Annotated in this window: 22 protein-coding genes; 7 read left to right on the forward strand and 15 right to left on the reverse strand. The window is 63.4% G+C overall.

Translation table 11 applies throughout. The features are described 5' to 3' along the window. The first annotated feature begins 132 nt into the window (after positions 1 to 132). Complete coding sequence (locus tag DEJ54_RS13555; RefSeq protein WP_113155035.1) at positions 133 to 633, forward strand: hypothetical protein; 501 nt, start codon at positions 133 to 135, stop codon at positions 631 to 633. On the opposite strand, the gene DEJ54_RS13560 is transcribed toward DEJ54_RS13555, so the two are convergent. The 4 genes from DEJ54_RS13560 to DEJ54_RS13575 all read right to left on the reverse strand — a co-directional run bounded on the left by DEJ54_RS13560 (position 599) and on the right by DEJ54_RS13575 (position 5,099). Then, the gene (locus DEJ54_RS13560) at positions 599 to 2,008 is read right to left on the reverse strand and encodes an MATE family efflux transporter (RefSeq protein ID WP_113155036.1); all 1,410 of its coding nucleotides are present in this window, start codon (positions 2,006 to 2,008) and stop codon (positions 599 to 601) included. The genes DEJ54_RS13555 and DEJ54_RS13560 overlap by 35 nt on opposite strands. Before the next feature lie 205 nt (positions 2,009 to 2,213). Continuing rightward, entirely contained in the window at positions 2,214 to 2,984 is a 771-nt protein-coding gene (locus DEJ54_RS13565; RefSeq protein ID WP_113155037.1) for a polysaccharide pyruvyl transferase family protein, read from the reverse strand. Positions 2,985 to 3,103: 119 nt separating this feature from the next. Continuing rightward, a complete protein-coding gene (bmt, locus tag DEJ54_RS13570) occupies positions 3,104 to 4,141 on the reverse strand; it encodes a betaine--homocysteine S-methyltransferase (RefSeq protein WP_113155038.1) in 1,038 nt (345 codons plus the stop codon). A 106-nt stretch (positions 4,142 to 4,247) separates the two neighbouring features. Continuing rightward, on the reverse strand, positions 4,248 to 5,099 hold the full coding sequence (locus DEJ54_RS13575; RefSeq protein WP_162742301.1) for a helix-turn-helix domain-containing protein: 852 nt from the start codon (positions 5,097 to 5,099) through the stop codon (positions 4,248 to 4,250). Between the two features lie 203 nt (positions 5,100 to 5,302). Here DEJ54_RS13575 and DEJ54_RS13580 point away from each other — a divergent pair, with 203 nt between their 5' ends. The 3 genes from DEJ54_RS13580 (at position 5,303) to DEJ54_RS13590 (ending at position 8,656) form a co-directional block, all read left to right on the forward strand. Further along, positions 5,303 to 6,310, forward strand: a complete 1,008-nt coding sequence (locus DEJ54_RS13580; protein WP_162742302.1) for a fatty acid desaturase — start codon at positions 5,303 to 5,305, stop codon at positions 6,308 to 6,310. Positions 6,311 to 6,350: 40 nt separating this feature from the next. Then, the gene (locus DEJ54_RS13585) at positions 6,351 to 7,106 is read left to right on the forward strand and encodes a phosphate/phosphite/phosphonate ABC transporter substrate-binding protein (RefSeq protein ID WP_113155040.1); all 756 of its coding nucleotides are present in this window, start codon (positions 6,351 to 6,353) and stop codon (positions 7,104 to 7,106) included. A 170-nt stretch (positions 7,107 to 7,276) separates the two neighbouring features. Next, positions 7,277 to 8,656 carry an aspartate aminotransferase family protein gene (locus tag DEJ54_RS13590; RefSeq protein ID WP_113156278.1) on the forward strand — a complete coding sequence of 460 codons (1,380 nt, stop codon included), beginning with the start codon at positions 7,277 to 7,279 and terminating at the stop codon, positions 8,654 to 8,656. A 268-nt stretch (positions 8,657 to 8,924) separates the two neighbouring features. Here DEJ54_RS13590 and mmsB read toward each other — a convergent pair whose 3' ends face one another. Then, the gene (gene mmsB / locus DEJ54_RS13595; RefSeq protein WP_113155041.1) at positions 8,925 to 9,818 is read right to left on the reverse strand and encodes a 3-hydroxyisobutyrate dehydrogenase; all 894 of its coding nucleotides are present in this window, start codon (positions 9,816 to 9,818) and stop codon (positions 8,925 to 8,927) included. A 51-nt stretch (positions 9,819 to 9,869) separates the two neighbouring features. Further along, positions 9,870 to 11,039, reverse strand: coding sequence for an isobutyryl-CoA dehydrogenase (locus tag DEJ54_RS13600; protein ID WP_113155042.1), 1,170 nt, complete (start codon positions 11,037 to 11,039; stop codon positions 9,870 to 9,872). 143 nt (positions 11,040 to 11,182) lie between these two features. Here DEJ54_RS13600 and DEJ54_RS13605 point away from each other — a divergent pair, with 143 nt between their 5' ends. After that, positions 11,183 to 12,655 (forward strand): cobyric acid synthase, encoded by a 1,473-nt coding sequence (locus tag DEJ54_RS13605; protein ID WP_113156279.1) that lies wholly within the window; start codon positions 11,183 to 11,185, stop codon positions 12,653 to 12,655. Between the two features lie 75 nt (positions 12,656 to 12,730). On the opposite strand, the gene DEJ54_RS23390 is transcribed toward DEJ54_RS13605, so the two are convergent. Together DEJ54_RS23390 and DEJ54_RS13610 are read right to left on the reverse strand one after the other, a co-directional pair. Beyond that, positions 12,731 to 12,901, reverse strand: coding sequence for a hypothetical protein (locus DEJ54_RS23390; RefSeq protein WP_204360808.1), 171 nt, complete (start codon positions 12,899 to 12,901; stop codon positions 12,731 to 12,733). A 52-nt stretch (positions 12,902 to 12,953) separates the two neighbouring features. Further along, positions 12,954 to 13,739, reverse strand: a complete 786-nt coding sequence (locus DEJ54_RS13610) for a TSUP family transporter (RefSeq protein ID WP_113156280.1) — start codon at positions 13,737 to 13,739, stop codon at positions 12,954 to 12,956. Positions 13,740 to 14,078: 339 nt separating this feature from the next. Here DEJ54_RS13610 and DEJ54_RS13615 point away from each other — a divergent pair, with 339 nt between their 5' ends. Continuing rightward, a complete protein-coding gene (locus tag DEJ54_RS13615; protein ID WP_162742303.1) occupies positions 14,079 to 14,450 on the forward strand; it encodes a TerB family tellurite resistance protein in 372 nt (123 codons plus the stop codon). Between the two features lie 16 nt (positions 14,451 to 14,466). On the opposite strand, the gene DEJ54_RS13620 is transcribed toward DEJ54_RS13615, so the two are convergent. The 6 genes from DEJ54_RS13620 to DEJ54_RS13645 form a co-directional block, all read right to left on the reverse strand. Next, positions 14,467 to 15,123, reverse strand: a complete 657-nt coding sequence (locus DEJ54_RS13620; RefSeq protein WP_113155044.1) for a transglycosylase domain-containing protein — start codon at positions 15,121 to 15,123, stop codon at positions 14,467 to 14,469. Between the two features lie 130 nt (positions 15,124 to 15,253). Next, a complete protein-coding gene (locus DEJ54_RS13625) occupies positions 15,254 to 16,888 on the reverse strand; it encodes an ABC transporter ATP-binding protein (RefSeq protein WP_113155045.1) in 1,635 nt (544 codons plus the stop codon). Then, positions 16,885 to 17,757 (reverse strand): ABC transporter permease, encoded by an 873-nt coding sequence (locus tag DEJ54_RS13630; RefSeq protein WP_113155046.1) that lies wholly within the window; start codon positions 17,755 to 17,757, stop codon positions 16,885 to 16,887. The genes DEJ54_RS13625 and DEJ54_RS13630 overlap by 4 nt, the downstream gene beginning before the upstream one ends. After that, positions 17,754 to 18,701 carry an ABC transporter permease gene (locus DEJ54_RS13635; protein ID WP_113155047.1) on the reverse strand — a complete coding sequence of 316 codons (948 nt, stop codon included), beginning with the start codon at positions 18,699 to 18,701 and terminating at the stop codon, positions 17,754 to 17,756. The genes DEJ54_RS13630 and DEJ54_RS13635 overlap by 4 nt, the downstream gene beginning before the upstream one ends. 82 nt (positions 18,702 to 18,783) lie before the next feature. Further along, positions 18,784 to 20,265: an ABC transporter substrate-binding protein gene (locus DEJ54_RS13640; RefSeq protein WP_113155048.1), complete on the reverse strand. Its 1,482-nt coding sequence runs from the start codon at positions 20,263 to 20,265 to the stop codon at positions 18,784 to 18,786. An 82-nt stretch (positions 20,266 to 20,347) separates the two neighbouring features. Then, on the reverse strand, positions 20,348 to 21,631 hold the full coding sequence (locus tag DEJ54_RS13645) for an acetylornithine deacetylase/succinyl-diaminopimelate desuccinylase family protein (RefSeq protein WP_113155049.1): 1,284 nt from the start codon (positions 21,629 to 21,631) through the stop codon (positions 20,348 to 20,350). Between the two features lie 191 nt (positions 21,632 to 21,822). Here DEJ54_RS13645 and DEJ54_RS13650 point away from each other — a divergent pair, with 191 nt between their 5' ends. Then, on the forward strand, positions 21,823 to 22,254 hold the full coding sequence (locus DEJ54_RS13650; RefSeq protein WP_113155050.1) for a L,D-transpeptidase: 432 nt from the start codon (positions 21,823 to 21,825) through the stop codon (positions 22,252 to 22,254). Between the two features lie 33 nt (positions 22,255 to 22,287). Here DEJ54_RS13650 and DEJ54_RS13655 read toward each other — a convergent pair whose 3' ends face one another. Next, positions 22,288 to 23,208, reverse strand: coding sequence for a lipid A biosynthesis lauroyl acyltransferase (locus DEJ54_RS13655; protein ID WP_113155051.1), 921 nt, complete (start codon positions 23,206 to 23,208; stop codon positions 22,288 to 22,290). Between the last annotated feature and the right edge of the window lie 10 nt (positions 23,209 to 23,218).

A 23,218-nucleotide genomic window follows, 5' to 3' on the forward strand; every position in this document is an offset into this window, starting at 1 on the left:
CCGCTCGTTCAAATAGTGTGTTTTCGCTGGGGGATTTCTTAACCGCAGCCGGCTAAGGCTGAAGCTGGCAGGCTTTGCGCAAACGGGAGGCGTTTGTGCGCTTCGGGCCTGAAGGGGGCCGGAAAGAGAGACATGGCGATCGGAGGAAACCGCAATTTTGCGGCCTTACTGGACGAACTGATCAGCGAGGAGGCAGAGCGCACCGGCGGTGCGGCCACGAGCCTCAACTCGCTCGATTATCTGTCGGTCGCCGAAGAGCTGCATTCGGGCCGGATCAACTTCACCGACAAGCGGGCGCAGGACGCCTATGACGCAGAGGAAGCATTTGCGTCGGATGAGACGCCCGACGCGGTTGATGAGGTCGAGGCCGCCGCGGAAGACGAGCCACCGGCAGCGCTGCCGCTTTCCACCGATCCCGACGAGATTGCCCGGGAGCTCGGCTTGTATGCGGACATTGATGCGGGCCTGCTTGGCCGGATCCGCCGCGACTTCGCCTTCAACAATCACCCCGACCGTGTGCCGTCCCATCTGCGCGCCAATGCGATGGAGCGCATGCAGGTGGCGAACATGCTGATCGATGAGGCCAAACGCGGCAAATTCAGGTTGCCGCGTTCGGTCGAAGCCAGGGGATGAGCCGGTCACGCCGGAGCCAGCGCACGTAGAGCAGCACCGAGACGATGGCGAGGCCGCTGACGAGGCCGATCCAGATGCCGGGTCCGCCCATGCCGACCGTGAAGGCGAGGACGACACTCGACGTCATGCCGAGCCCCCAATAGCCCAGAAGCGAATAGACCATCGGCACCTTGGTGTCGTGCAGGCCGCGCAGCATGCCCGCCGCAACCGCCTGTGCGCCGTCAAAGATCTGGAACAGGCCGGCAAAGGCCAGGAAGGTGATGGCCAGGCCGATCACCTCCGCGTTTTCCGGCAGGTCGAGATCGAGGAACGCGCCGATGAGCAGTTCGGGTATCGTGACCATCAAAAGCGCCATCAGCGCCATGAAACCGATGCACATGACAAAGGCGGTCCAGCCGGCGCGGGTGATGCCGTCGAGGTTCTGTGCGCCAAAGGCGCGACCGACGCGGACCGTCGCGGTCTGGCTGAGGCCAAGCGGCACCATGAAGCTGATCGACGCGATCTGGATGGCGATGGCGTGTGCGGCAAGTGCGGGCGCGCTGATAAGGCCCATCAAAAGGGCTGCGGCGTTGAAGATCGTGACTTCGAAGGTCATGGAGCCGGCAATTGGCAGGCCAAGCCGGATCAGCTCGAAGAAGCGCGGCCAGTCGGCGCGCCAGAAACGGCCGAAAAGCTGATAGCGGCGAAAATTGCGCTCGACCGAAACGACGAGGGCAAGGCCGAGGAACATGAGCGTGCTCGAAATCGTGGTGGCGATGCCGGAGCCTGGAACGCCAAGGGCCGGAAAGCCGAGATTGCCGAACATCAGCGCCCAGTTGGCCAGCACGTTGAAAGCCACCATGACGAACATGATGCCAAGCGCCCAGCCGGGGCGCTCCAGCGCCGAGATGAAGGAACGCAGGATGATGTAGCCGAAGAAGGGCAGGGCCGCCCATTGCAGCGTGCGCACATAGCTGCCGGCGATGCGGGCGAGTTCCGGGTCCTGCCCCATCCACAGGAGGATGCTCTCGGACTGCCAGAGAAGCAGCCAGATGGGAAGGGACACGGCAATGGCGAGCCACAGGCCCTGACGCACGGTGCGGCGCACATCGCGCACCGCATGCAGCTTGCGGCCAAGCGCGGTCGCCATCATGGGTGAGGTGGCAAGAAGCAGGCCAAGGCCGAAGATGAGCGGTGCGAAATAGAGGTTGTAGCCGAGCGTGCCGGCAGCCAGCGCATCCGGTCCCAGACGGCCCATCATCATGACGTCGGTGGTGGTCATGGCGTTCTGCGCCAGATTGGTGAGCACCATCGGCCAGGCGAGCGAGAGTGTCGCCCGCGCTTCCGCGATCCACGGATTGACCGGCGCGCGTGCGCCGGAAGCAAAAACCGTCATGTCGTCTACCCCTTGCGGCGGGCGGAATGTTCAACGCCTGCCGGAATCAATCGCGGAAGGAGGATGCCTTCGGCGAAGCATCGCTTTTAACGCGCCCAGCCTGACAGGCAAGGCGGTTTCGTTTGGTCCAGCAAGCTTTGCGTGTAACGGGGGCGTGTAACGGGAGCGTGTAACGGGGAGACGACGGAGGCGGCAGCGGACGCTCTCAATAGGGGAAGGATCGCTCCAGACCGTCTGCCAGTCGTGAAACGATTTCCGGATCGGCTGCGGTTGCGGTTTGTTCCAGGGAAACGAGGTCCACGGGTTGCGTGATGGGAGAGGCCGTGCGGTTCACGCTCTGGAAGTAATCTTCGAATTTCCAGTTTCCCATCGACGCGCCGACCTGGAGCCAGACATTGGGCACGCCGAAGGAATCGGCGGCGATGAGGCCGTGCAGGCTGGAGGAGAGCACGAAGTCGCAGCGGGCTATGTCACGGGCGATTTCGAGTGTGTTTTCGCTTGTGAGGTCGATCAGGTGGACGCCGGGAGCCCTGGCCAGTTCCCGAATGAGCGGGCTTTCCTGATGGTGAATGTGGGGGATGAGGCCCCAGCGGTGCTTTCTGGCGGGGCGGTCAAGAATTCTGGGTAACAAAAGGGCCGGGTCGCCCAAAGGCGTTTCTGCGGGGAGGTTCATCATCCTGCGGGTGAGCGGGCCGCGCACGCCGCTGACGCTTGCATGATGGTAGCGACCGGAAATGTCTCCGAAGCAGCCGGTGCCCCAGATGTGTGTTCTGCGCAGTGGCTTGCGGAGTGCGCGTTGCCAGCGCCGCTTGGTTGCCTGCCCCAGAAGACTGCCGATTGCGATCATGTCGCAGGACTTGATGCCGGCGTGCTGCACGGGGCGTTTTGCATAGTGTTCAACGATGAGCGGCGAAAGATCATCGCCGAAATTGCCTTTTGGCGCCCGCCACCAATAGAGGCCAATGGGTTTGCTCACGGCATCCTCCAGATGTTGCCTGAGGCGTGCGGTGTGGTTTGAGCTGATCAGTATACACCAATCAATGCCCGCTGATGGCGGCGGACATATCGTCCAAAAGGCGTAGGGTCTGGCGGCGCTCAGCTCTCGCCGGAGCGCGCGCGGCGGGAGCGGCGCGTGCCTGTGGCGGAACCGCTTTCGGATGCGGACTTGTTGCGCAGCGGTCCGACACGGGCGACGACATCTTCGATGGTCGGGCGGTGTTCGGGATTTTTGTGGCCGTCGAGCGCCGTGCGCATGGCCGCCAGATGCTCGAAGGAGGTGCCGCAGCAGCCGCCGATGATCTTCGCGCCGCCATCGACGGCAAGCCGCACATACTCGCTCATCAATTCAGGCGTGCCGGAATAATGGACTTCCGTGCCGCGAAATTCGGGAATGCCGCAATTGCCCTTCACCACGATTGTGGCCTCTGGCCGGGCTTCGGTCATGTCGAGAAGGGTGGCGAGGATGTCGGGTGCACCGACGCCGCAATTGGCCCCGACGGCGACAGGCGGCTGGCCGAGTTCGTCGACAACGCCGTGAATGTCCTTCGGCGCAAGGCCCATCATGGTGCGACCGGCAGTGTCGAAGGAGCCGGTATAGGTGTAGGGCAGGCCAACGCGGATCGCGGCTTCGGCAGCCGCGTGGATCTCTTCAGGCGCAGACATTGTCTCGATCCAGGCGACTTCCGCGCCGCCCGCCTTGAGGCCTTCCATCTGCTCGGCAAAGGCTTCGACCGCTTCATCATAGGTGAGCGCGCCGAGCGGTTCGAGAAGCTCGCCCGTGGGGCCGACGGAACCGGCGACGATGACGCGGCGGCCAGCCTTTTCGGCGACGCGGCAGGCGATTTCGGCGGCTTTCCTGTTTAGCTCGAAGACGCGGTCCTGCGCATTGTGCAGTTTCAGCCGGTGGCGGGTGCCGCCGAAGGAATTGGTGAGGATAATGTCGGCGCCTGCATCGATGAAGCCCTGATGCAGCGCCTCGATCTTTTCCGGCGCATCCTCATTCCACAATTCCGGCGCATCGCCGGACTCAAGCCCCATGGCGAAGAGGTTGGTTCCGGTCGCGCCATCGGCGAGGAGAACGCCTTTTTCGGCGATGAGGGCATCGATGGGATTGGGGATCGAAGAAGCTTGCATGGGGTGCCCTCCATTCGGGCGGCGCTGTTTCAGGCGTTGAGGGTATAGAGAGGCGTTTATGCCCGTCAATCCTCCCGGAAGGTCCAGACGGGACGCTGGGAGGCGATCAGCCGAGCCGCAGGCTCTTTACAAAACCGGCGGCCTCATGGGCGTTGATCTCGGCATCGCGGATGAGACCGTCGAAATGGCGCGTCAGGCGCTGCACGGAGCTGGTGGCGCTGAGGACCAGATAGACGCCGCCCATATAGAGCGCGGCGCGGTAGGGGCCGAAGATCGTGTAGGGCGCGGAGAAGCGTTTGCGCCCGTCGAACAGGAAGAGGCGGAAGGTCGGGTAGAGATCGTCCAGCAGACGGGCCATGTGCACAACCTGCTCGGCGCGCACCTTTTCGGGCAGGGTGCGCCAGACGCCTTCTCCCTTGGCGAAGAGCTCGAGTGTCTGGCGCGGCATGCAGACTTCCATGTCCGTTTCCGGCCTGCGGTTGTAATCGACGCGGTACTGGGCCTCGCTGATCTGTGTGGCGCGGCGCTGCGGCATGGCTTCGGCTTCGTAGAGGATGACGGCTTCGGTGCGCAGCAGATCCGGAATGCCCGATGGCACGTAGCGGATCTTGGTGCCGACGGCCTCGGCATGCCATTTGGCGAGCAGCGTGTCGTTGAAACCGCCCTGCGCCTCGGCGATCTCCAGGCTTTCGCGCAGGTCGCCGGTGATGCCTTCATCCTGACTGAGGCCAAGGAGCCAGTCGAGCGAGACCTTGTGTTCGGCGGCGATGTTGATGAGCGTTTCGGCACGCGGCAGGCGTGTGGACGCGCCGGAGAGAAGCTGGGAGAGGGCCGAGCGGTCTATGCCGACGGCGCTGGCGAAGGCCGACTGGTTGAGGCCCGAGCGCTTGAGCAGGGTTTTCAGGCGCTCGCGGAACGTGCCGGAAAGATCGCGTTTGTCGATGACAATCCTGTCCATGATGCGCTCAATCGTCGACTGATGAGTTTTGTAAACAATTGATGCTCTTGGTGCGCAATGTCAACGCATTGTGCGTATTCTCGCATTGCGTGTGCCGGGGCCCCCTGACAGTTTCGTGTCAGGATGCACGACGCGCCGCGTTTCCGGGTCGAGAGGGGGAGGCGATTGGGGCCGTGCGGCGCAGAACCGGGATAGAGATGAATATGACAACCAGACGCCGGGGCGCAGGCCGTGCGGCGGTGGAATGGCCGACGCTTGCGCTGATTTTCTTATGCTACGGAGCCTGGGCTGCAGCGGGGCTTCTCCTGTGGCCGGACTGGCCTTTGACGGCACTGGCGCTTCTGGCGTTGACGGTCGCGCTGCAGAGCTCGCTGATGCACGAATGCCTCCACGGCCACCCGACGCGGCGGGCGCTGGTGAACGAGGCGCTGGTGTTCTTGCCGCTGGGGCTTGTCTATCCCTATCGCCGTTTCAGGGCGCTGCATCTGCGCCATCACGCAGACGAGCGCCTGACCGATCCGTTCGAGGACCCGGAGAGCTATTACCGGGCGCGGTGGCGCTATGAGGAAATGCCGGGCTGGGCGCGGCGTCTTCTTGGGATCAACAACACGATGGCGGGGCGCTTCGTGCTGGGACCGGCGATCATGACGGCAGGCTTTCTCGCTGCGGAGATGAAGCTGATCCGGGAAAATGCACCCGGTGTGCGCAGGGCGTGGCTTCTGCATGCGGCGGGGCTGGCGGTTTTGTTGCCGGTGGTCGCTTTCGGGTTCGGGATGCCGCTCTGGCTTTACGTGCTGGGGCCGGCCTGGCTGGGGCAATCGCTGATCTCGGTTCGCACCTTTGCAGAGCATCAATGGTCCGAGCGGCCGGACGGACGCACGATCATCGTGGAGCGCTCGCCGCTGGCGCTGCTGTTTCTGAACAACAATCTGCATCTGGTCCATCACAAGATGCCGGGTGCGCCGTGGTATCGGCTGCCGGCGCTTTATCGTGCGCGACGGGCGGAGTGGCTCGCCATGAATGACGGGTACAGCTATCCGGGCTATCTTGCGCTGGCGAAGGACTTTGCCTTTCGCACGAAGGAGCCGGTGCCGCATCCCGTACTTCGGCGGGCGCGGGAAGCCGCCAGCGCGTTTCGTCCGCGCGCCCATGGCCGCTCCATGAGCGGGACGGGAAGTGTGCCGGTTCCGGCAAGGCCCGTGAAGGAGTAGGGCGCTTGCCATCATCGTTCCAGCCATCGGATAAGGTTTTATGAGCGAGCCTTTGGCAGCCCTTCCCATGTATGACTGGCCGGAGTGCCGGGACGAAACCGATGCGCTGTGGCGGGTCATTCGCGACGGGCTGCGCGCCCGTGGCGTGGCCGCGCCGGATGCTTTGACGCGCGGCGGGGATGTGCAGGCGATCTGGCGGGACCCGGACCTGCTTCTGGCGCAGACCTGCTGGGGGCCTCTGGAGGCGGGGCTGGCGAATGACGTGCAGGTGCTGGCGCAGCCGGATTATTCCGCCTTTGAGGGCGGTGCGGGGCCGCTTTATTCGAGCGCCATCGTGATGCGCCGTGATGTGGTGGGGCGCGCCATGAGGGTGCGCGCACCGGAGGACGGCATGGCGCGCCTGCCGCTTGATCGCATGCGCGGGATGCGGTTTGCGTTCAATGACCTGGTCTCCCGATCGGGCTATCTCGGCTTGATTCAGGATCTGAGAGAGGCCGGAGAAGGCATTGATTTGTTTTCACAATGTCTTGAAACAGGCGGGCATCGCCAGTCGCTTCGGGCCGTCCGCGACGGGCGTGCGGATTTGTGTGCCGTAGACTGTCGAAGCTGGGCACTGGCGCAGCGTTTCGAGCCGGGCATGGATCTCCTGCTTGTGGCGGGGTGGACGGCGCGGCGGCCGGGGCTTCCCTATATCACGAGCCTTGCGACGGATGCGCAGACACGGGCTGCGCTACGCGCCGTGCTGGCGGAGGCATCTTGCAAGGCGAATGATGGCGGGGATAGACTTGCGCCATGAGCCGTCGTCAAACACTGACAAGCGCCAAACTGCCGACCGCCAGACCGTCGCCGCGCACGCGGCACACGGAGCTTCTGCGGCTTTGCGCGCGCATAGGGTACTCACCGCCGCTCTTCGCCTGAACCGGTTTTCGGCCTTGCCGAATGAATTCAAGCGAAGAGAGCAAGTCTATGACATACAAGAATTTTTCCCTGGATCAGCTTCAGGCGATGGATGCTGCGCACCATCTGCATCCGTTCACCGACCACGCGGATCTCAGGGCTGCGGGCTCGCGCATCGTGACGCGCGCGGACGGGCCTTTCGTCTATGACACGGAGGGCAATGAAATCCTCGACGGCATGGCGGGGCTGTGGTGCGTGAATGTGGGCTACGGGCGGGACGAACTGGCCGAGGCCGCTTGTGAACAGATGAAGGAGTTGCCCTACTACAATTCCTTCTTCCGCTGCACGACGCCGACGCCGGTGCTTCTGGCGCAGAAACTGGCGGAGATCGCGCCCGCCAACATCAACCAGGTGTTCTACGGATCGTCGGGCTCGGAGGCCAATGACACGGCGCTGCGGCTGGTGCGTCATTACTGGGCGCTGGAAGGCAGGCCGGAGAAGAACCGCATCATCTCGCGCAACTGGGCCTATCACGGCTCAACCGTGGCGGCGACGTCGCTGGGCGGCATGTCGGCGATGCATGGCCAGCTTTATGGCGAAGTACCGAACATCGCCCATGTGATGCCGCCCTACGCGTTTGAGCTGCGGGAAGAGGGCGAGAGCGATCATGATTTCGGCCTGCGCGCGGCGAAGGCCGTGGAGGACGCCATTCTGGAAGCCGGGCCGGACAATGTCGCCGCCTTCATCGGTGAGCCGGTGATGGGGGCTGGCGGCGTGAAAATTCCGCCGGAAAGCTATTGGCCGGAGATCGACCGCATCTGCAAGAAACATGATGTGCTGTTGATGCTGGATGAGGTGATCACGGGCTATGGCCGCACGGGCGAATGGTTTGCAGCCGAGCGGCTTGGGCTTGAGCCCGACACGATCACGACAGCCAAGGCGCTGACATCCGGTTACCAGCCGCTTTCGGCCCTTTTGGTCGGCGACCGGATTGCCGAGACGCTGGTGAAGAAGGGCGGCGAGTTCTATCACGGCTACACCTATTCGGGGCATCCGGTGGCGTGTGCGGTGGCGCTGAAGAACCTCGAGATCATCGAGCGCGAAGGGCTTGTCGAGCGGGTGCGCACGGACACCGGGCCTTATTTTGCCAAAACGCTTCAGGCGCGGCTGGGTGATCACGGCATTGTCGGCGAGGTGCGGGCCTTTGGTCTGATGGCGGCCATCGAGATCGTGGCGGACCGGGAAACGCGGGCGCGTTTTCCAGTTGATGGCGCGGCGGCTTCCTGCGTGCGCGATCATGCGATTTCCGGCGGGCTGATGATGCGGGCCGTGGGCGACACGATGATCCTGTCGCCGCCGCTGATCTGGACGCGCGAGACCATCGACATGGCCTGCGAGCGGATCGGCGCAGCGCTTGATCGCGCGGAAGCGGATCTGCGGAAGGGGTAGAGAGGTTTGCAGCCGGGTGTGTGCACCCGGCGTTCTCACCAGTGCAAAGAAAAACCGCGTTTCTTCGGGCGGGAAGAGACGCGGTTTTTTGCTACTCGAATACACTGTCTTCGCAAATACGCTACGCTGCGAAAACTTCCCGTACCGGTACGCGAGACCTGTTCCGGCGTCGGGGAGGCTTCAAATCCGCCTCGACGTCATTTCTAGCCCCTCATGGTTACCGGGAGGTTAGCGGGAAGTATAAAAACGCATCTTTTTTGCCGGCAGACTATTTTTTTCCGCTTTCCTTGCCGCGCAGGAAATTCACGATCCCGGAGAAGTCCGTGCCTTCGTGGCCCATGGCGTTGAAAAGCGCGTAGAGCTGGGTGGCTTCTGCACCGAGCGGCGTGACGGCGCCGGCGCCCTGTGCGGCTTCCTGTGCAAGGCGCAGATCCTTGAGCATGAGGCCGGCGGCGAAGCCGGGCCTGTAGTCGCGGTTTGCGGGCGAGGCGGGCACGGGGCCGGGCACCGGGCAATAGCTCGTCAGCGACCAGCACTGGCCGGACGAGGTGGACGCCACGTCGAACAGCGCCTGATGGGAGAGCCCGAGCTTCTCGGCCAGCACGAAGGCCTCGCTGACGCCGATCATGGAAATGCCGAGGATCATGTTGTTGCAGATCTTGGCGGCCTGGCCCGCACCACCTTCGCCGCAGTGCACGACGCGACCGGCCATCGGCTCCAGAATTGGGCTGGCCTTTGCGAAGGCGTCGGCAGAGCCGCCGGCCATGAAGGTGAGGGTGCCCGCTTCCGCGCCGCCCACACCGCCGGAGACCGGCGCGTCGATGGAGAGAAGATTGTTCTCGGCGGCAATGGCGTGGGCCTTTCTGGCCGACTCCACGTCGATGGTGGAGGAATCGATGAAGAGCGTGCCCCGGGCGGCTTTCGGGGCGATGTCGGCATAGACCGAGAGCACATGCTTTCCCGCCGGCAGCATGGTGATGATCACGGCAGCATCCTTCACCGCCGCTTCGGCGCTGGCCATGACGGTGACGCCATTGCTGGCGGCGGTTTCGAGGTTCTCCGTGATCAGGTCGAAGCCCTGAACGCTGTGCCCGGCCTTGACCAGATTGGCGGCCATGGGATTGCCCATATTGCCGAGACCGATGAATGCGATGGTTGCCATATTGGGGTTCCTCCGGAAATGCGGGCTGGGCGTCGTGTTCTCGTTTTGGGGTCAGGAGCGTCCGACCAACTGCCTTGCGATGATCAGGCGCATGATCTCGTTGGTGCCTTCGAGGATCTGGTGGACGCGCAGGTCGCGCACCAGTTTTTCAACGCCATATTCGTGCAGATAGCCATAGCCGCCATGAAGCTGCAGCGCGTCATTGGCCACATCGAAACAGGTATCGGTGACGAAACGCTTGGCCATGGCCGACCATTTGGAGGCGTCCGGTGTCCTGGCGTCCAGCCGGGCGGCGGCGGTGTAGAGCATCATGCGCGAGGCCTGGAGGCTGGTCTCCATATCGGCGAGTTTGAACTGGAGCGCCTGAAAGCGGTTGATGGCCTGTCCGAACGCCTCGCGCTCTGCCGTGTAGGCGAGCGCCTTGTCGAGGGCCGATTGCGCGCCACCCAGCGAGCAGGCGGCGATGTTGAGGCGACCGCCATCAAGCCCGGCCATGGCGATGCTGAAGCCTGCTCCCTCATTGGAGAGAAGGTTTTCGGCGGGCACTTTGCAATCCTCGAAGATGACCTGACGGGTCGGCTGCATGTGCCAGCCCATCTTGAACTCGGCCGGGCCAAAAGAGAGACCGGGCGCATCCCTGGGCACGATCAGCGTTGAAACGCCCTTGGGGCCGTCCTCGCCGGTGCGGGCCATGACGACATAGATGTCGTTTTCACCGGCACCCGAAATGAACTGCTTGGTGCCGTTCAGCACATAGTGGTCGCCGGATTTGACGGCCTTGGTCTTGAGCGCTGCGGCATCGGAGCCGGAGCCGGGCTCGGTGAGACAGTAGCTTGCCAGCCACTCCATGGAGGTGAGTTTCGGCAGGAAGCGCTGGCGCTGCTCCTCGCTGCCGAACGTGTCGATCATCCAGCCGGCCATGTTGTGAATGGAAATGAAGGAGGAAAAACCGGGGCAGGCGGCGGCCAGAGCCTCGAAGATGAGCACGGCGTCGAGCCGACCGAGCGCTGAGCCGCCCACATCGTCGCGCACATAGATGCCGCCGAAGCCAAGCGGCCCGGTCTCGCGCACCACATCGGCGGGGAAATGCCTGTCACGGTCCCAGTCGAGCGCGTTGGGGGCAACACGGTCGGCGGCGAAGCTCTCCGTCATTTCCTGAATGGCGCGCTGATCGGCATTCAGCTCGAACTGCTCTGCGCCAGACGAAGCATTGGCGTCCATGACGTCCTCCCGAAATGGAAAATCTTCCCAGTCGGATCAGTTTAGTGCATTGAGTGGGCCGCGCAATGCGAGGTGTGGCACAGGCGCTGTGCATCAAACACGGACAGTATGGGCGCGCGGACAGGATGAAGACGGGGATGACCATGGCGCGCGCCATCATGCTGCAGGGCACGGGATCGGATGTGGGCAAGTCGGTGCTGGTGGCCGGGCTCTGCCGGATGGCGAAGCGGCGGGGCCTCAATGTGCGCCCGTTCAAGCCGCAGAACATGTCGAACAATGCAGCGATTGCCGCGATGCCGGGCGGTGGCGACGAGATGGGCGAGATCGGTCGGGCGCAATGGCTGCAGGCGCTGGCCTGCGGGGTCGCGCCGAGCGTGGACATGAACCCCGTTCTGATCAAGCCGGAGAGCGACATGGGCGCGCAGCTCGTGGTGCAGGGCCGCTCGCGCGGCTCGGCGCGGGCGCGCGACTATCAGCGCAGCAAGGGCGCGCTGATCGGGCCGGTGCTCGAATCGTTCGAGCGGCTGCGCAAAGAAGCCGATCTGGTGATCGTCGAAGGCGCAGGCTCGCCCGCCGAGATCAATCTGCGCGCCCGTGACATCGCCAATATGGGGTTTGCCACGCAGGCGGACGTGCCGGTGGTGCTGGTCGGCGATATCGACCGGGGCGGGGTGATCGCCGCACTCGCGGGCACGCATCTGATCCTGAGCGAGGAAGACCGGCGCATGATCGTCGGCTACATCGTGAACAAGTTTCGCGGTGACCTCTCGCTGTTCGATGACGGCATTGCCGCGATTGGCCGGTTCACGGGCTGGCCCTCCTTCGGGGTGGTGCCGTGGCTTGCCGACGCAAGCCGCCTGCCGCCGGAGGATTCCGTCACGCTGGCGCGACGGACGAGCCATTTGCCGGCGAAGCTCAAGGTTGCCGTGCCGATGCTCTCACGCATCGCCAATTTCGACGATCTCGATCCGCTGTCGGCGGAGCCGGAGGTGGAGGTGGTGTTCGTGCCGCCGGGGGAGCGTCTGCCGCGCGATGTGGGGTTGATCGTTCTGCCGGGGTCGAAATCGACCATCGGCGATCTGGCGTTTCTGCGCCGGCAGGGCTGGGATGAGGATTTGAAGGCGCATCACGCGCGCGGCGGGCGCATTGTCGGCCTGTGCGGAGGCTATCAGATGCTTGGCCGCAGCGTCGATGATCCGGAAGGCTTTGAGGGCGAGGCCGGGCGCTTCGAGGGGCTGGGGCTGCTCGATGTGGAGACGGTGATGCAGCCGCAAAAGGCGCTGCGCGAGGTGGAGGCGCTCTCTCCGCGCCACGGCGTGGCCCTGTCCGGCTATGAGATCCATATCGGCCGGACCGAAGGGGCGGATTGCGCCCGCCCGGTGGCCATGATCGGCGACCGCCCGGACGGTGCGACATCCAGCGATGGCCTTGTCACGGGCACCTATCTGCACGGTCTGTTCGGCTCCGACGCGTTTCGGGCGCGATTCCTCAGGGAATTTGGCATCGAGACGGGGGGAACGAATTATCGCGCGCAGGTCGAGCAGGCGCTGGATAACATCGCCATGCAACTTGAAGAGCATCTGGACTGCGACGCGCTGCTTGCTGCCGCCCGCTAGGGGCCTGACCCTGAACGCACCCCGATTACGCTATCATACAATGCTCTTCAGGCCGGTGGCTCCTGATGTCTTTCCCTATACGCCTTTCAAAAGCGAGCCGCCGACCATCAGAAGATAGGCCAGCGTCATGATCCAGAAGGCGGGGATCGGCACGAAGGTCAGGAGATTGAACGCTGCGACGACCCCGATGATCGCGATGACCAGGCTGAGCAGAAAGACGACTTTTGTGGGTGCGTTGAGTGTCATGGGAATCCCCGATGGTGATGATAGCGGGGATCAGATTAGGACCGGATCGGGCCTATAGGCCAATAGACCGCAGCAGCGGGTTCTCGGGATCCATCAGGAGACGAACCGCAAGCGCCAGACAGGTGATCACCAGAAGCGGCTTGATGACGCGCGAACCCTTCTTCATGGCGAAGGCTGCACCGATGCGCGCGCCGGCGATCTGCGCCAGTCCCATCATCAGCCCGACCTTCCACGCGATGGCGCCGACCATGGCGAAGGCTGCGAAGCCACCGACATTGGAGGCGAAGTTCAGAAACTTTGTGTGCGCTGTGGCCTTGAGCAGGCCCTGACCGGCGAGGCCGACAAAGGCGAGCATGAAGAACGAGCCCGTGCCGGGACCGAACGCACCGTCATAGAAGCCGAGAAAGGGGGCGACGGTTAAGCCGAAAACGAAGGGCGTGATGCGCTGCGCGCGGTCGATGTCGTTCAAATTGGGTTTAAACGCGAAATAAAGCGCGACCGCGATCAGGAGCACCGGAAGCATGCCGCGCAGGAGATCGGCCGGCAGGATCGTTGCCACCAGCGCGCCGGCTATCGAGGCCAGAAACGAGAAGATCGCGGGCCATATCTGGTCGGAAATGCGCACATGCCCCGCCTTGGCATAGGCGTATGCCGCGGCTCCGCTGCCGAACATGCCCTGCAGCTTGTTGGTGCCGAGTGCAAGCACCGGTGGAAAGCCGGCCAGAAGCAGGGTGGGTATGGTGACGAGACCGCCGCCACCGGCGATTGCATCCATAAAGCCGGCAAAAAAGGCTGCCAGGGTCAGAAGGAGGAGAATCTCGAGACTTGCTTCAAACATATTCACGGAGTAGCCAGCGATAAGGATGGCTTCTTGCATCACAACCGGATGCGCTCCGCAAGGCGGTTTCGGCAGTTGTACAGGAAGCTTTGCGCTGTGGCGCAATCAATGAAGGAACGGCCTTGACGACGATGCGTGTCGACCCTCACCGGAAGTGTTGCGCTTGAGCACTCTCGTGGCGGTTGCGTTATGGCGCGATGCCCGGCCCGGTGATCCAGTTGGGCAGTGGCACCGTATTGTGGTCAGGAACGGAGAGACCGGGAGCAAGCCATGTTTACTTCGCCAAATTCCGGGCCAGATGCCGGGCCAGATTTCGGCTCAGGGGCGGAGGGCCATGAGATGTCAGCCGCTTTGAACGCCATGGCCGGCGACGTGCTGCTGCTCTTACGGCTGGCACTGACCGACGAGCCGCTGGGGGAGCGGGAAAAGACGGTCCTTGGCCGCGTCGCCGCTGGCGCGCTTGCTTTATCCGAAGACGAGATTGCAGAGCTTGTCGCCGCGCTTTCGGCGCTGGCGACGGAGGCCGAAGTGATGCAGGCGCGCGCGAACCTGCGCCAGACCAGCCACGAGCGGCGGCTGATCCTTGCCGAGACACTGTTTGATCTGGCCGCGCGCGACGCGGAGCTTGGTCCCCGCGCTGACCGGCTGACGGCGCGGGTGTGCGATGTGCTGGGGCTCGGCGCAGATGAAGTGGCGCATCTGTCTGGCTAGAGCGCGGCTCCGAGGCTCAACGGCATCCCTCCAGCCAGACGTCCCCATTGTCCAGCGGGCTGCACGATCCTGAAACAAGACGTGCGATGCGCTCTACGCGTTCGGCAAGGGCCGGATCGTCCGTGCCAAGCCGGTATTTTCCAGGCGCAATCAGAACGGCCACGAGGCTCAGGAACTCGGTTTCCTGAAGGTCTGAGGGCGCTTTGCCGAAATTTTTTTCGCTTGCACGGTGAAAGCCGGTGACCCAGCCATCGGGACCTTTGCCCATCTCCAGCGTGTCGAGCCAGAGCGCGAGGATCTGCTCTTTGGTGAGTTCGCTTTCCAGCCCAAGGGCATAGCCGGTCTGGCGGATTTTTCCGATGCCGGGTTTGAACGCCTCAAAAGCCAGGCGTTTGGCGGCCGACTGGGTGATGGTCGTGACGCCTGCGCCGGGGGTGATCATGTCGACACCGGAATGGCCTTGGAAGTTTGGATCCTGCACCTGCAGCAACTGCTGCAACCGGGCGTCTCCAAGCGACTGCCCGCCGCGGTTCTCGGCGATGAGCGCATCTGCCCGCAGTTTCAGGGCATCGGCATCCTTGATTGCATCGAGATAGCCCCATCCCCCATAGGCGAGCGCGGCGGCGAAAATGGCAAGGATGAGGGTAGAGGCAGTTTTCAGAATCTTCTTCATTCAAACCGGATGCGGTTTCGGATCGGTCAAAATGTGGCCGGCAGAGAGAATCCTCTGATGTTTGATGATGTGACGCCAGACCGGGGCGGGGTGCTTGCGCAATGCCGTCGGTCTGGCGGGAAGATCGGGATCAGGCCTTCTCCCGGGCAAGCCGCGCCGCGATGGCGCGTTCCAGATCGGGCGCGGCGGCGACGAGCGCCTTTGCCGCTTCCGATTCCGGGTTTTCCAGAACGGCGGCGGTGGGGCCGCTTTCCACGATGCGCCCGTCATGCATGACCATGACTTCGTCGGTGATGGCGCGCGCCACCGTCAGATCATGGGTGATGAAAAGATAGGTGAGATCGAGCCGCTGGTTCAGATCGGCGAACAGGTCGAGGATCTGCGCGCGGATCGACACGTCAAGAGCGGAGACAGGCTCGTCGGCCACGATCAGCTTCGGACGGGTGATGATGGCGCGGGCGATGGATACGCGCTGGCGCTGGCCACCGGAAAACTCATGCGGGTATTTCTGCATGTCGCTGGCCTTGAGGCCGACGGATTCGAGCGCTTCGGCAACACGGTCGCGGCGTTCGGTGACGGACGGTTTCGTGTCGAGCAGATGCAGGGGCTCGGCCACCAGCCGCTCCACCTGATGGCGCGGATTGAACGAGCCATAGGGGTCCTGAAAGACCACCTGCATGTTGCGCCGGGCGTGGCGCAGTTCATGTTCGCTCTTGCCGCCAAGCGCTTCGCCGTCGAGGCGGATTTCGCCGGATGTGGGACGATCGAGCGCAAGGATCATGCGGGCAAGCGTCGACTTTCCGCACCCTGAACGTCCCACCAGCGCAACCGCATGGCCGGGAACCAGCGAAAAACTGACATTGTCGACGGCGCGGAAGGGTTCCGGCTTGGAGAAAAGCCCCTTGCGGCGACCGGGATAGTCGCGCGTGACGCTGGAGACGCTGAGGAGGGGCGTCTGCTCCTCCTTCCCGGCCTCTTCCTGCGGGCGCGCGCGGGCCGGCACATGGGTGGAGGCCTCGGCGAGCTGGCGGGTGTAGGGGTGTTTCTGCTCGCGCAGAACGGTGGCCGTGGGGCCGCTTTCCATCACCACGCCATGGCGCATGACGGTCACACGGTCGGCCATGTCGGCGACGACGGCCAGATCGTGCGAGATGAGCATGAGGCCCATGCGGTTTTCTTCCACCAGGTCGCGCAGCAGATCGAGGATTTGCGCCTGAAGCACGACATCGAGCGCGGTGGTGGGTTCGTCGGCGATCAGGAGCTTGGGCTTGAGCGCGCAGGCGATGGCGATGACGACGCGCTGGCGCTGGCCGCCGGAAAGCTCGTGAGGAAAGCGCGAGAGCGGAAACTTGCTCTCGGGCAGGCCGACACGGTCGAGAATGGCGCGGGCGCGCGCTTCGGCGTCCGGGCGATTGGCTCCGGTGTGCCAGCGAATGCCCTCGGCCACCTGTTCGCCGATGGTCTTGACCGGGTTGAGCGCGGTCATGGGCTCCTGAAAGACCATGCCGAGATCATCGCCGCGAAGGCGGCACATGGCCTCTTCGGGGGCGGCGAGAATGTCGATCCCGTCAAAGGTGACGCGGCCTTGAGCGCGGGTGAGCTCCGGCAGGAGCTGCATCACGGTGAGGGCGCTCATGGACTTGCCGGAACCGGATTCGCCGACGACGCCGAGCACTTCGCCGGGAGCGATCTGAAGGTCGACATCCTTCAGAACCGGGTGGCCGGCGATGGAAAGGGACAGGTTTTCTATTTCAAGCAGGCTCATCGCTCGCGCCTCAGCCTTGGGTCGAGAAGGTCGCGCAGGCCGTCGCCGAGCAGGTTGAGACCGAGCACGGTGATGACGATGGCGAGGCCGGGGAAGATGGCCAGATGGGGGGCGATCATCATGCGGGTCTGCGCCTCGAACAGCATGCGCCCCCAGGAGGGCATGGGCGGTTGCGTGCCAAGCCCCAGATAGGACAGGCCCGCCTCGGCCAGAATGCCGAGCGCAAACTGGATGGTGCCCTGCACGAGGAGCAGCGCGACGATGTTGGGCAGGATGTGCTCGATGGTGATGAGCACCCTGTTCTTGCCGGCGGCGCGGGCTGCCAGAATGAACTCGCGCGGCCAGATGGAGAGCGCGCCGGCGCGCGCCACGCGGGCAAAGACCGGAACGTTGAAAATGCCGATGGCGATGATGGCGTTGATCGCGCCGGGGCCGAAAATGGCGGTGATCATGATGGCCGAGAGAAGGGCCGGGAAGGCGAAGACCAGATCGTTGAAGCGCATCAGGACTTCATCGACCACGCCGCCACGCGCGGCTGCCCAGCAGCCGAGCGGCACGCCGACGCCCATGCCGATGCCAACGGCGACAATGGCCACGGCGATGGAGTTGCGCGCGCCGATCATGATCATGGAAAGGATGTCGCGGCCAAGGTGGTCGGTGCCCAGCGGATGCGCCCATGACAGGCCCTGCATGCGGTCGGAGACCACCAGATGGGTAATGTCGTAGGGCGTCCAGACAAAGGACAGGAGCGCCATTCCGGTGATGATCAGCGTTATGAAAAGGCCGATCATGAAGGAACGGTTGGCGAGCGCCATTTGCAGGAAATGGTTCTGCGGCGGTGCGGGGGGCATGCTTGCGTCCTGGCTCATCGGCGTGTCCTCAGGCGCGGATCGACGATGGCGTAGCCGATATCGACGAGAATGTTGACGATGATCACCGTGGCGACGAGCAGCATCACCACGCCTTCAACGACGATGAGATCGCGCTGGGTGATGGCCTGGAAAACGAGACGGCCAAGACCCGGCAGGTAGAACACGTTCTCGATGATGATGGTGCCGGCGAGCAAAAAGGCGAATTGCAGGCCGAGAATGGTGAGCACCGGGATCAGCGCATTGCGCAGCGCGTGGTGCCACAGAACGATGCGGCGCGGCATGCCCTTGGCGCGGGCGGTGCGGATGTAATCCTCGCCCAGCACTTCGAGCATGGCCGAACGGGTGACGCGGGCAAGGATGGCCGCCTGCGGCAGCGCCAGCGCGATGGCCGGCAGGATGAGCGCCTTGAGACCGGCCCAGATGCCTGCATCCCAGCCGGGAAAGCCGCCGGCGGGCACAAGGCGGAGCCAGACGGCGAACAGGTAGATCAGGAGCAGCGCGAACCAGAAATTGGGAATGGCGACACCCACCTGCGCCGCCCCCATGGTGATGGTGTCGGCGGGTTTGCCGCGGCGCGCAGCGGCGAAAATGCCGACGGGCAGCGCGATGACGGTGGACAGGAACAACGAGATGAGAGCGAGCGGCAGGGAGACCATGACGCGCTCGCCGATGAGCTCCAGAACCGGTGAGGAATAGGTGTAGGACGTGCCGAAATCACCGACTGCGAGACCCGACACCCAGTCGAGATAGCGCAGGAAAACCGGCTGGTTGAGGCCCATCTGCTCGCGCAGGGCGGCGAGCGTGTCGGGCTCGGCGTTCATGCCGAGCATCAAGAGGGCCGGGTCGCCGGGAATGATTTCCAGGACGGAGAACACCACGGCGGACGCCACGAGCAGCGTGGCGAGGCCAATGGCAATGCGCTTGAGAAGATAGACGAGCATGAGTCCGGGGTCAGAACCTATCCATATGATCGCAGCCCGCCCGCCGCCCGCTCACGCGGACGGCAGGGCGGTTCATGAAGGTTCAGTCAGCCCACTTCACGTCGGTCAGGTCGTTTGCCTGAATGGGAGAGTTCTCCCACATGCCTTCGAGTTTGGCGTCCCAGACACCGATCTTGGGAAGCTGGAACAGAAAGCCGTTCACCGCATCTTCGGCGATGATCTTCTGCGCGGTCTTGTACAGCTCGACACGCCGTTCCGGATCGGCGGTGGCTTCGAGCGTGTTCATGACCTCCTTGAAGGCCGGATTGCTGTAATCGAAGTAATAGTCGTCACGGGCGTAGATGTTGATGTCGTTCGGCTCCGTGTGGGAGATGATGGTCAGGTCGTAGTCCTTGTTCTTGAAGACCTGTTCCAGCCACTGGGCCCACTCGACAGGGATGATTTCCAGGTCGATGCCGACCTGGCGAAGCTGCGAAGCGACGATCTGGCCGCCATCGCGCGCATAGGCCGGCGGCGGCAGTTTCAGCGTTGCCTTGAAGCCATCCGGGTAGCCTGCTTCGGCAAGGAGTTCCTTCGCCTTTGCCGGATCGTAGGCGTAGGTTTCGGTCAGATCGACATAGGCCTCGTTGGCCGGCGAGAAATGCGAGCCGATGGGCGTGCCATAGCCGGAGCCATTGCCGGCGATGATGTCTTCGCGGTTGAGGGCGTGGGCGATGGCCTGACGCACGCGAATGTCGTTGAAGGGCTCTTTGCCGTTGTTGGTCGACAGGATGGTCTCGCCCTCGGTGGCGCCGATGGCGACGACGAAACGCGGATCGCTCTCGATCTGGATGAGCGCATCGCCGGCGGGCATCTGCGGGAATGCCTGCACATCGCCCGATAAGAGGGCGGGAATGGCGGCTGCGGCATCCGGAACGACGCGGAACTCGGCTTTCTCCAGCGCGACGGGCTCGCCCCAGTAATCCGGGTTTTTGACGAGGGTGATGGAAGAGCCCTTGGCCCAGTTGCCGAACTTGAACGGGCCGGTGCCGACCGGCTTCTCCTTGTTCCCGTCAGCCGTTTCGGGCGCGACCATGACGGCGTCGCCCCAGCCCAGATTGTAGAGGAATGAGCCCTGCGGGGATTTCAGCGTGACCTTGACGGTGGCCGGGTCCACCACCTCGACCGTGTCGATGGCGGCGAAAAGCTGCTTCTGCGCATTGGTCGAATCGTCGGCGCGTGCGCGGTCGAGCGTGAACTTGACGTCCTCGGCGTCGAACGCGGTGCCGTCATGGAAGGTGACGCCCGAACGCAGGTTGAACGTGTAGACCTTGCCGTCATCGGAAACGGTCCAGCTTTCGGCCAGTGCGGGAAGCACTTCGCCATTGCGGCCGATGCGGGTCAGACCCTGAAAGAGATTGGCGTAGAGGATTTCGTCAATGGCGGCAGCAGCGCTGGCGGTCGGGTCGAGATGCGGCGGTTCAAGAACCACGCCGATGACGAGGTCGGTGCGTGCTGCAAATGCAGCGGTGCCCGCTGCCAATAACAGCGCGGCTCCGCCAATGATGGACTTGATGGTTTTCATGTGTCTCTCCCGCAGGGCCGTGTCATTTTTATGGATTGAAGCGCGATTCAGGGCACGTGTAAATCGCGTGTTTTGGAAGGGGTTATTTCGGCGGTGTGACACCGCGCAAAAGCACGTCAAGGCTCATGGCCATGACGGTGGCCGACTGCACCATGTCCTCAATGCCGACCCACTCGTCCGGCTGGTGCGCCAGGTCGAGAATGCCGGGGCCATAGGCAACGCAGTCATGCAGATGGCCGATGCGCGAAATGTGCTTCTGGTCATAGGTGCCGGGCGAAATGACATATTCCGGCTCCTTGCCGAACACTTCGCGGATGCCGGCGGCGATGGCGCTGGGCACGGGCGCGTCTTCCTCGGTCATCAGCGGCAGCACTTCCATCAGGTCGCGCATGGAATAGTCGAATTTCGGCCGTTCCTGCTTCAGCCGCTCGAGGATCGAGACGACCTCGCCCTTCACCTCGGAAATGTCCTCCTCGATGAGGAAGCGGCGGTCGAGCACCATGCGGCACGAATCGGCGACATTGGGTGAGGGCAGGCCGGGAAAGAAATCCTCCGTCTGGCCGCCATGGACCGAATTGATGTTGAGGGTCGAACGGCGCGCGCCCTCCGGCACGACGGGCATGCGGGTCTGCTTGGCGTCGAGGGCGGGGAAAAGCTCCTCCTCGAAGGCGTGAAGCAGGGCGCCCATGTGGCGGATGGCCGAATCGCCGAGGAACGGCATCGCCCCATGTGCGATTGCGCCGTGGGTTTCGATCTCCGCCCACCAGACGCCGCGATGGCCCAGGCAGATGCGGTCCTTGTTGAGCGGCTCGGGAATGATCACGTGATCGACGCGGGGCTTGGAGAAGAAGCCTTCGCGGGCCAGATAGGCGACGCCGCCAAAACCGCCGGACTCCTCGTCAGCCGTGCCGGAAATCTCGATGGCGCCGGGGAAATCCGGATAGATTTCCAGAAAGGCTTCTGCGGCGATGATGGACGCGGCAAGGCCGCCCTTCATGTCGCATGCGCCGCGACCGAACACCTTGCCGTCGCGAACCACGCCCGCATAGGGATCAAGCGTCCAGCCTTCGCCGGCTTCCACCACGTCGATATGGGAATTGAAATGCACGGTTGCGCCGGGGCTGCGGCCCTCGCGGCGGGCGACCACATTGGTGCGCGGATAACGGTCGGAATCACCCGGCGCGCCGACGCCCCGGATGAACTGGGTGGCAAATCCCTTCGCCTTGAGACGGCGTGCGATGTACTCGCAGCAGGGCGTGTAGGCGTCTCCCGGCGGGTTGACCGTCGGGAAGCGGATCAGATCGATGGTGAGGGCGACGAGTTCTTCTGTCCTGCGTCGTACGGCTAAGGCAAGCTGTTCATTCATGCGAGCAATAGAGCGATACGAAAGCGGCTTGGCAAGATGCTTCGCACGCGATTGTGAAGCCCCGGAACTTGCACGTTACGCGGGCGTGTAGTTCAATTTTAATCGGGAAGTTTGGGGTTTCGTTATGTTTTGAAGCTAAGCTTCTCAAGACTACGGGTAGAAACTTCACACATGCAGCGGGGGGGGCGCTCATGAAACGATTTTTCTTTGCTGTAGCCATTGCAGGCATGATTCTTTCTGGCGGCGTGGACCAAAGCTTCGCTGCAAGCCTGGTGGCTAAGGTCAGTGTATCCAAGCAGACCATGACGGTGATGCATCGCGGACGTGTCCTGCATCGCTGGCGTGTTTCCACGGCGCGGCGCGGTTATGTGACCCCGCGCGGGCAGTGGAGACCGAAGCGGATGCACAAGATGTGGCATTCGCGCAAATACAACATGTCGCCCATGCCCTATTCGATCTTCTATTATGGCGGTTATGCCATTCACGGCACGAATGCCGTCTCCAGGCTGGGAAGTCCGGCCTCGCATGGCTGCGTGCGGTTGCACACAACAAATGCGAAGCGGCTCTACGCGCTGGTGAAGAAGATCGGACCGGGAAACACGCGAATCGTCGTGACCGACTGACGGGGATGACGGGGAAGCGCAGGCGCGCTTCCGCTACATCTGCCAGCGTTTGTGGAACCACATCCACTGGCCGGGGTCTTCGCGCACCCAGCGTTCGACCACGTCGTTGAGCATCTGGGCGCTGGCCTCGATGTCGATGACGCCGTCGGCGTTGCGGGGCAGGGCGACCTTGTCTTCCACGATCAGGCGGTAGCGGCCGCCGGGCAGACGCTTGCAGCGCGCCGGGTAGACATCGCACTCATACTGCCGCGCGAGCTTTGCGAGCAGCGGATTGGTGCGGCATTCACGGCCAAAGAAGCGGGTCTTCACCCCCTTGCGGAATTTCTGATCGACCAGAACGCCGATGTTGCCGCCATCATCGAGAACGCGGGCAAGCTGGAGGGCCGCACCGGCCTGAGAGGGCACGAGCCCGCCCATGGCGCTGCGCCGGGTCTCGAGAATGTAGTCGGCGACAAACGGGTTGTTTGGCGGACGAAAGAGCGAGGTGGTGGTCAGATCGAAGCGGGCGGCGGCAATGGGCAGGAACTCGAAATTGCCCATATGGCCGGTGAAGAAGATGTGCGGGACACCCTTTTCCTCGCGCAGCCGCTTGAAGATCTCCACGCCTTCCACTTCGACGCGGCCTGGCGTCTCGGCTTCCGGGTCGAAATCGAACAGCTTGTCGAGAAACACGTATTCGACGGCGAGACGCGCCATGTTGCCCCACATGTCGCGGGCAATGGTTTCGATCTCGGCGTCGCTCTTTTCGGGATAGGCCTGACGCAGATTGTCGACGGCAAGGCGATGTCGACCGACCTTCGGGCCGAATGTGCGCGCGACCCGGTCTGCCAGATTGAGCGCCTTTTCAGGCGGCAGGCGGCGCAGCAGCGCCAGAACGCCGATCACCAGTTTGGCGGTCAGCCAGTATTCCAGCGTCTTCAGACGCCTGCCGAGAAGGAAAAGAAAGCGCTTCATGTTGGGTGGA

It is taken from the genome of Nitratireductor sp. OM-1, from assembly GCF_003296175.1.
GTDB lineage: Bacteria > Pseudomonadota > Alphaproteobacteria > Rhizobiales > Rhizobiaceae > Nitratireductor > Nitratireductor aquimarinus.

Excerpts from the sequence above, each read along its gene's own strand:
- DEJ54_RS13615 (WP_162742303.1), top strand. The coding sequence starts at position 14,079 with ATGTCAGCCGCTTTGAACGCCATGGCCGGCGACGTGCTGCTGCTCTTA.
- DEJ54_RS13560 (WP_113155036.1), bottom strand. The coding sequence starts at position 2,008 with ATGACGGTTTTTGCTTCCGGCGCACGCGCGCCGGTCAATCCGTGGATC.
- DEJ54_RS13580 (WP_162742302.1), top strand. The coding sequence starts at position 5,303 with ATGACAACCAGACGCCGGGGCGCAGGCCGTGCGGCGGTGGAATGGCCG.
- DEJ54_RS13605 (WP_113156279.1), top strand. The coding sequence starts at position 11,183 with ATGGCGCGCGCCATCATGCTGCAGGGCACGGGATCGGATGTGGGCAAG.
- DEJ54_RS13655 (WP_113155051.1), bottom strand. The coding sequence starts at position 23,208 with ATGAAGCGCTTTCTTTTCCTTCTCGGCAGGCGTCTGAAGACGCTGGAA.
- DEJ54_RS13630 (WP_113155046.1), bottom strand. The coding sequence starts at position 17,757 with ATGAGCCAGGACGCAAGCATGCCCCCCGCACCGCCGCAGAACCATTTC.
- DEJ54_RS13645 (WP_113155049.1), bottom strand. The coding sequence starts at position 21,631 with ATGAATGAACAGCTTGCCTTAGCCGTACGACGCAGGACAGAAGAACTC.
- DEJ54_RS13590 (WP_113156278.1), top strand. The coding sequence starts at position 7,277 with ATGACATACAAGAATTTTTCCCTGGATCAGCTTCAGGCGATGGATGCT.
- DEJ54_RS13620 (WP_113155044.1), bottom strand. The coding sequence starts at position 15,123 with ATGAAGAAGATTCTGAAAACTGCCTCTACCCTCATCCTTGCCATTTTC.
- mmsB (WP_113155041.1), bottom strand. The coding sequence starts at position 9,818 with ATGGCAACCATCGCATTCATCGGTCTCGGCAATATGGGCAATCCCATG.
- bmt (WP_113155038.1), bottom strand. The coding sequence starts at position 4,141 with ATGCAAGCTTCTTCGATCCCCAATCCCATCGATGCCCTCATCGCCGAA.
- DEJ54_RS13600 (WP_113155042.1), bottom strand. The coding sequence starts at position 11,039 with ATGGACGCCAATGCTTCGTCTGGCGCAGAGCAGTTCGAGCTGAATGCC.
- DEJ54_RS13635 (WP_113155047.1), bottom strand. The coding sequence starts at position 18,701 with ATGCTCGTCTATCTTCTCAAGCGCATTGCCATTGGCCTCGCCACGCTG.
- DEJ54_RS13640 (WP_113155048.1), bottom strand. The coding sequence starts at position 20,265 with ATGAAAACCATCAAGTCCATCATTGGCGGAGCCGCGCTGTTATTGGCA.
- DEJ54_RS13650 (WP_113155050.1), top strand. The coding sequence starts at position 21,823 with ATGAAACGATTTTTCTTTGCTGTAGCCATTGCAGGCATGATTCTTTCT.
- DEJ54_RS13625 (WP_113155045.1), bottom strand. The coding sequence starts at position 16,888 with ATGAGCCTGCTTGAAATAGAAAACCTGTCCCTTTCCATCGCCGGCCAC.
- DEJ54_RS23390 (WP_204360808.1), bottom strand. The coding sequence starts at position 12,901 with ATGACACTCAACGCACCCACAAAAGTCGTCTTTCTGCTCAGCCTGGTC.
- DEJ54_RS13575 (WP_162742301.1), bottom strand. The coding sequence starts at position 5,099 with ATGGACAGGATTGTCATCGACAAACGCGATCTTTCCGGCACGTTCCGC.
- DEJ54_RS13585 (WP_113155040.1), top strand. The coding sequence starts at position 6,351 with ATGAGCGAGCCTTTGGCAGCCCTTCCCATGTATGACTGGCCGGAGTGC.
- DEJ54_RS13610 (WP_113156280.1), bottom strand. The coding sequence starts at position 13,739 with ATGTTTGAAGCAAGTCTCGAGATTCTCCTCCTTCTGACCCTGGCAGCC.
- DEJ54_RS13555 (WP_113155035.1), top strand. The coding sequence starts at position 133 with ATGGCGATCGGAGGAAACCGCAATTTTGCGGCCTTACTGGACGAACTG.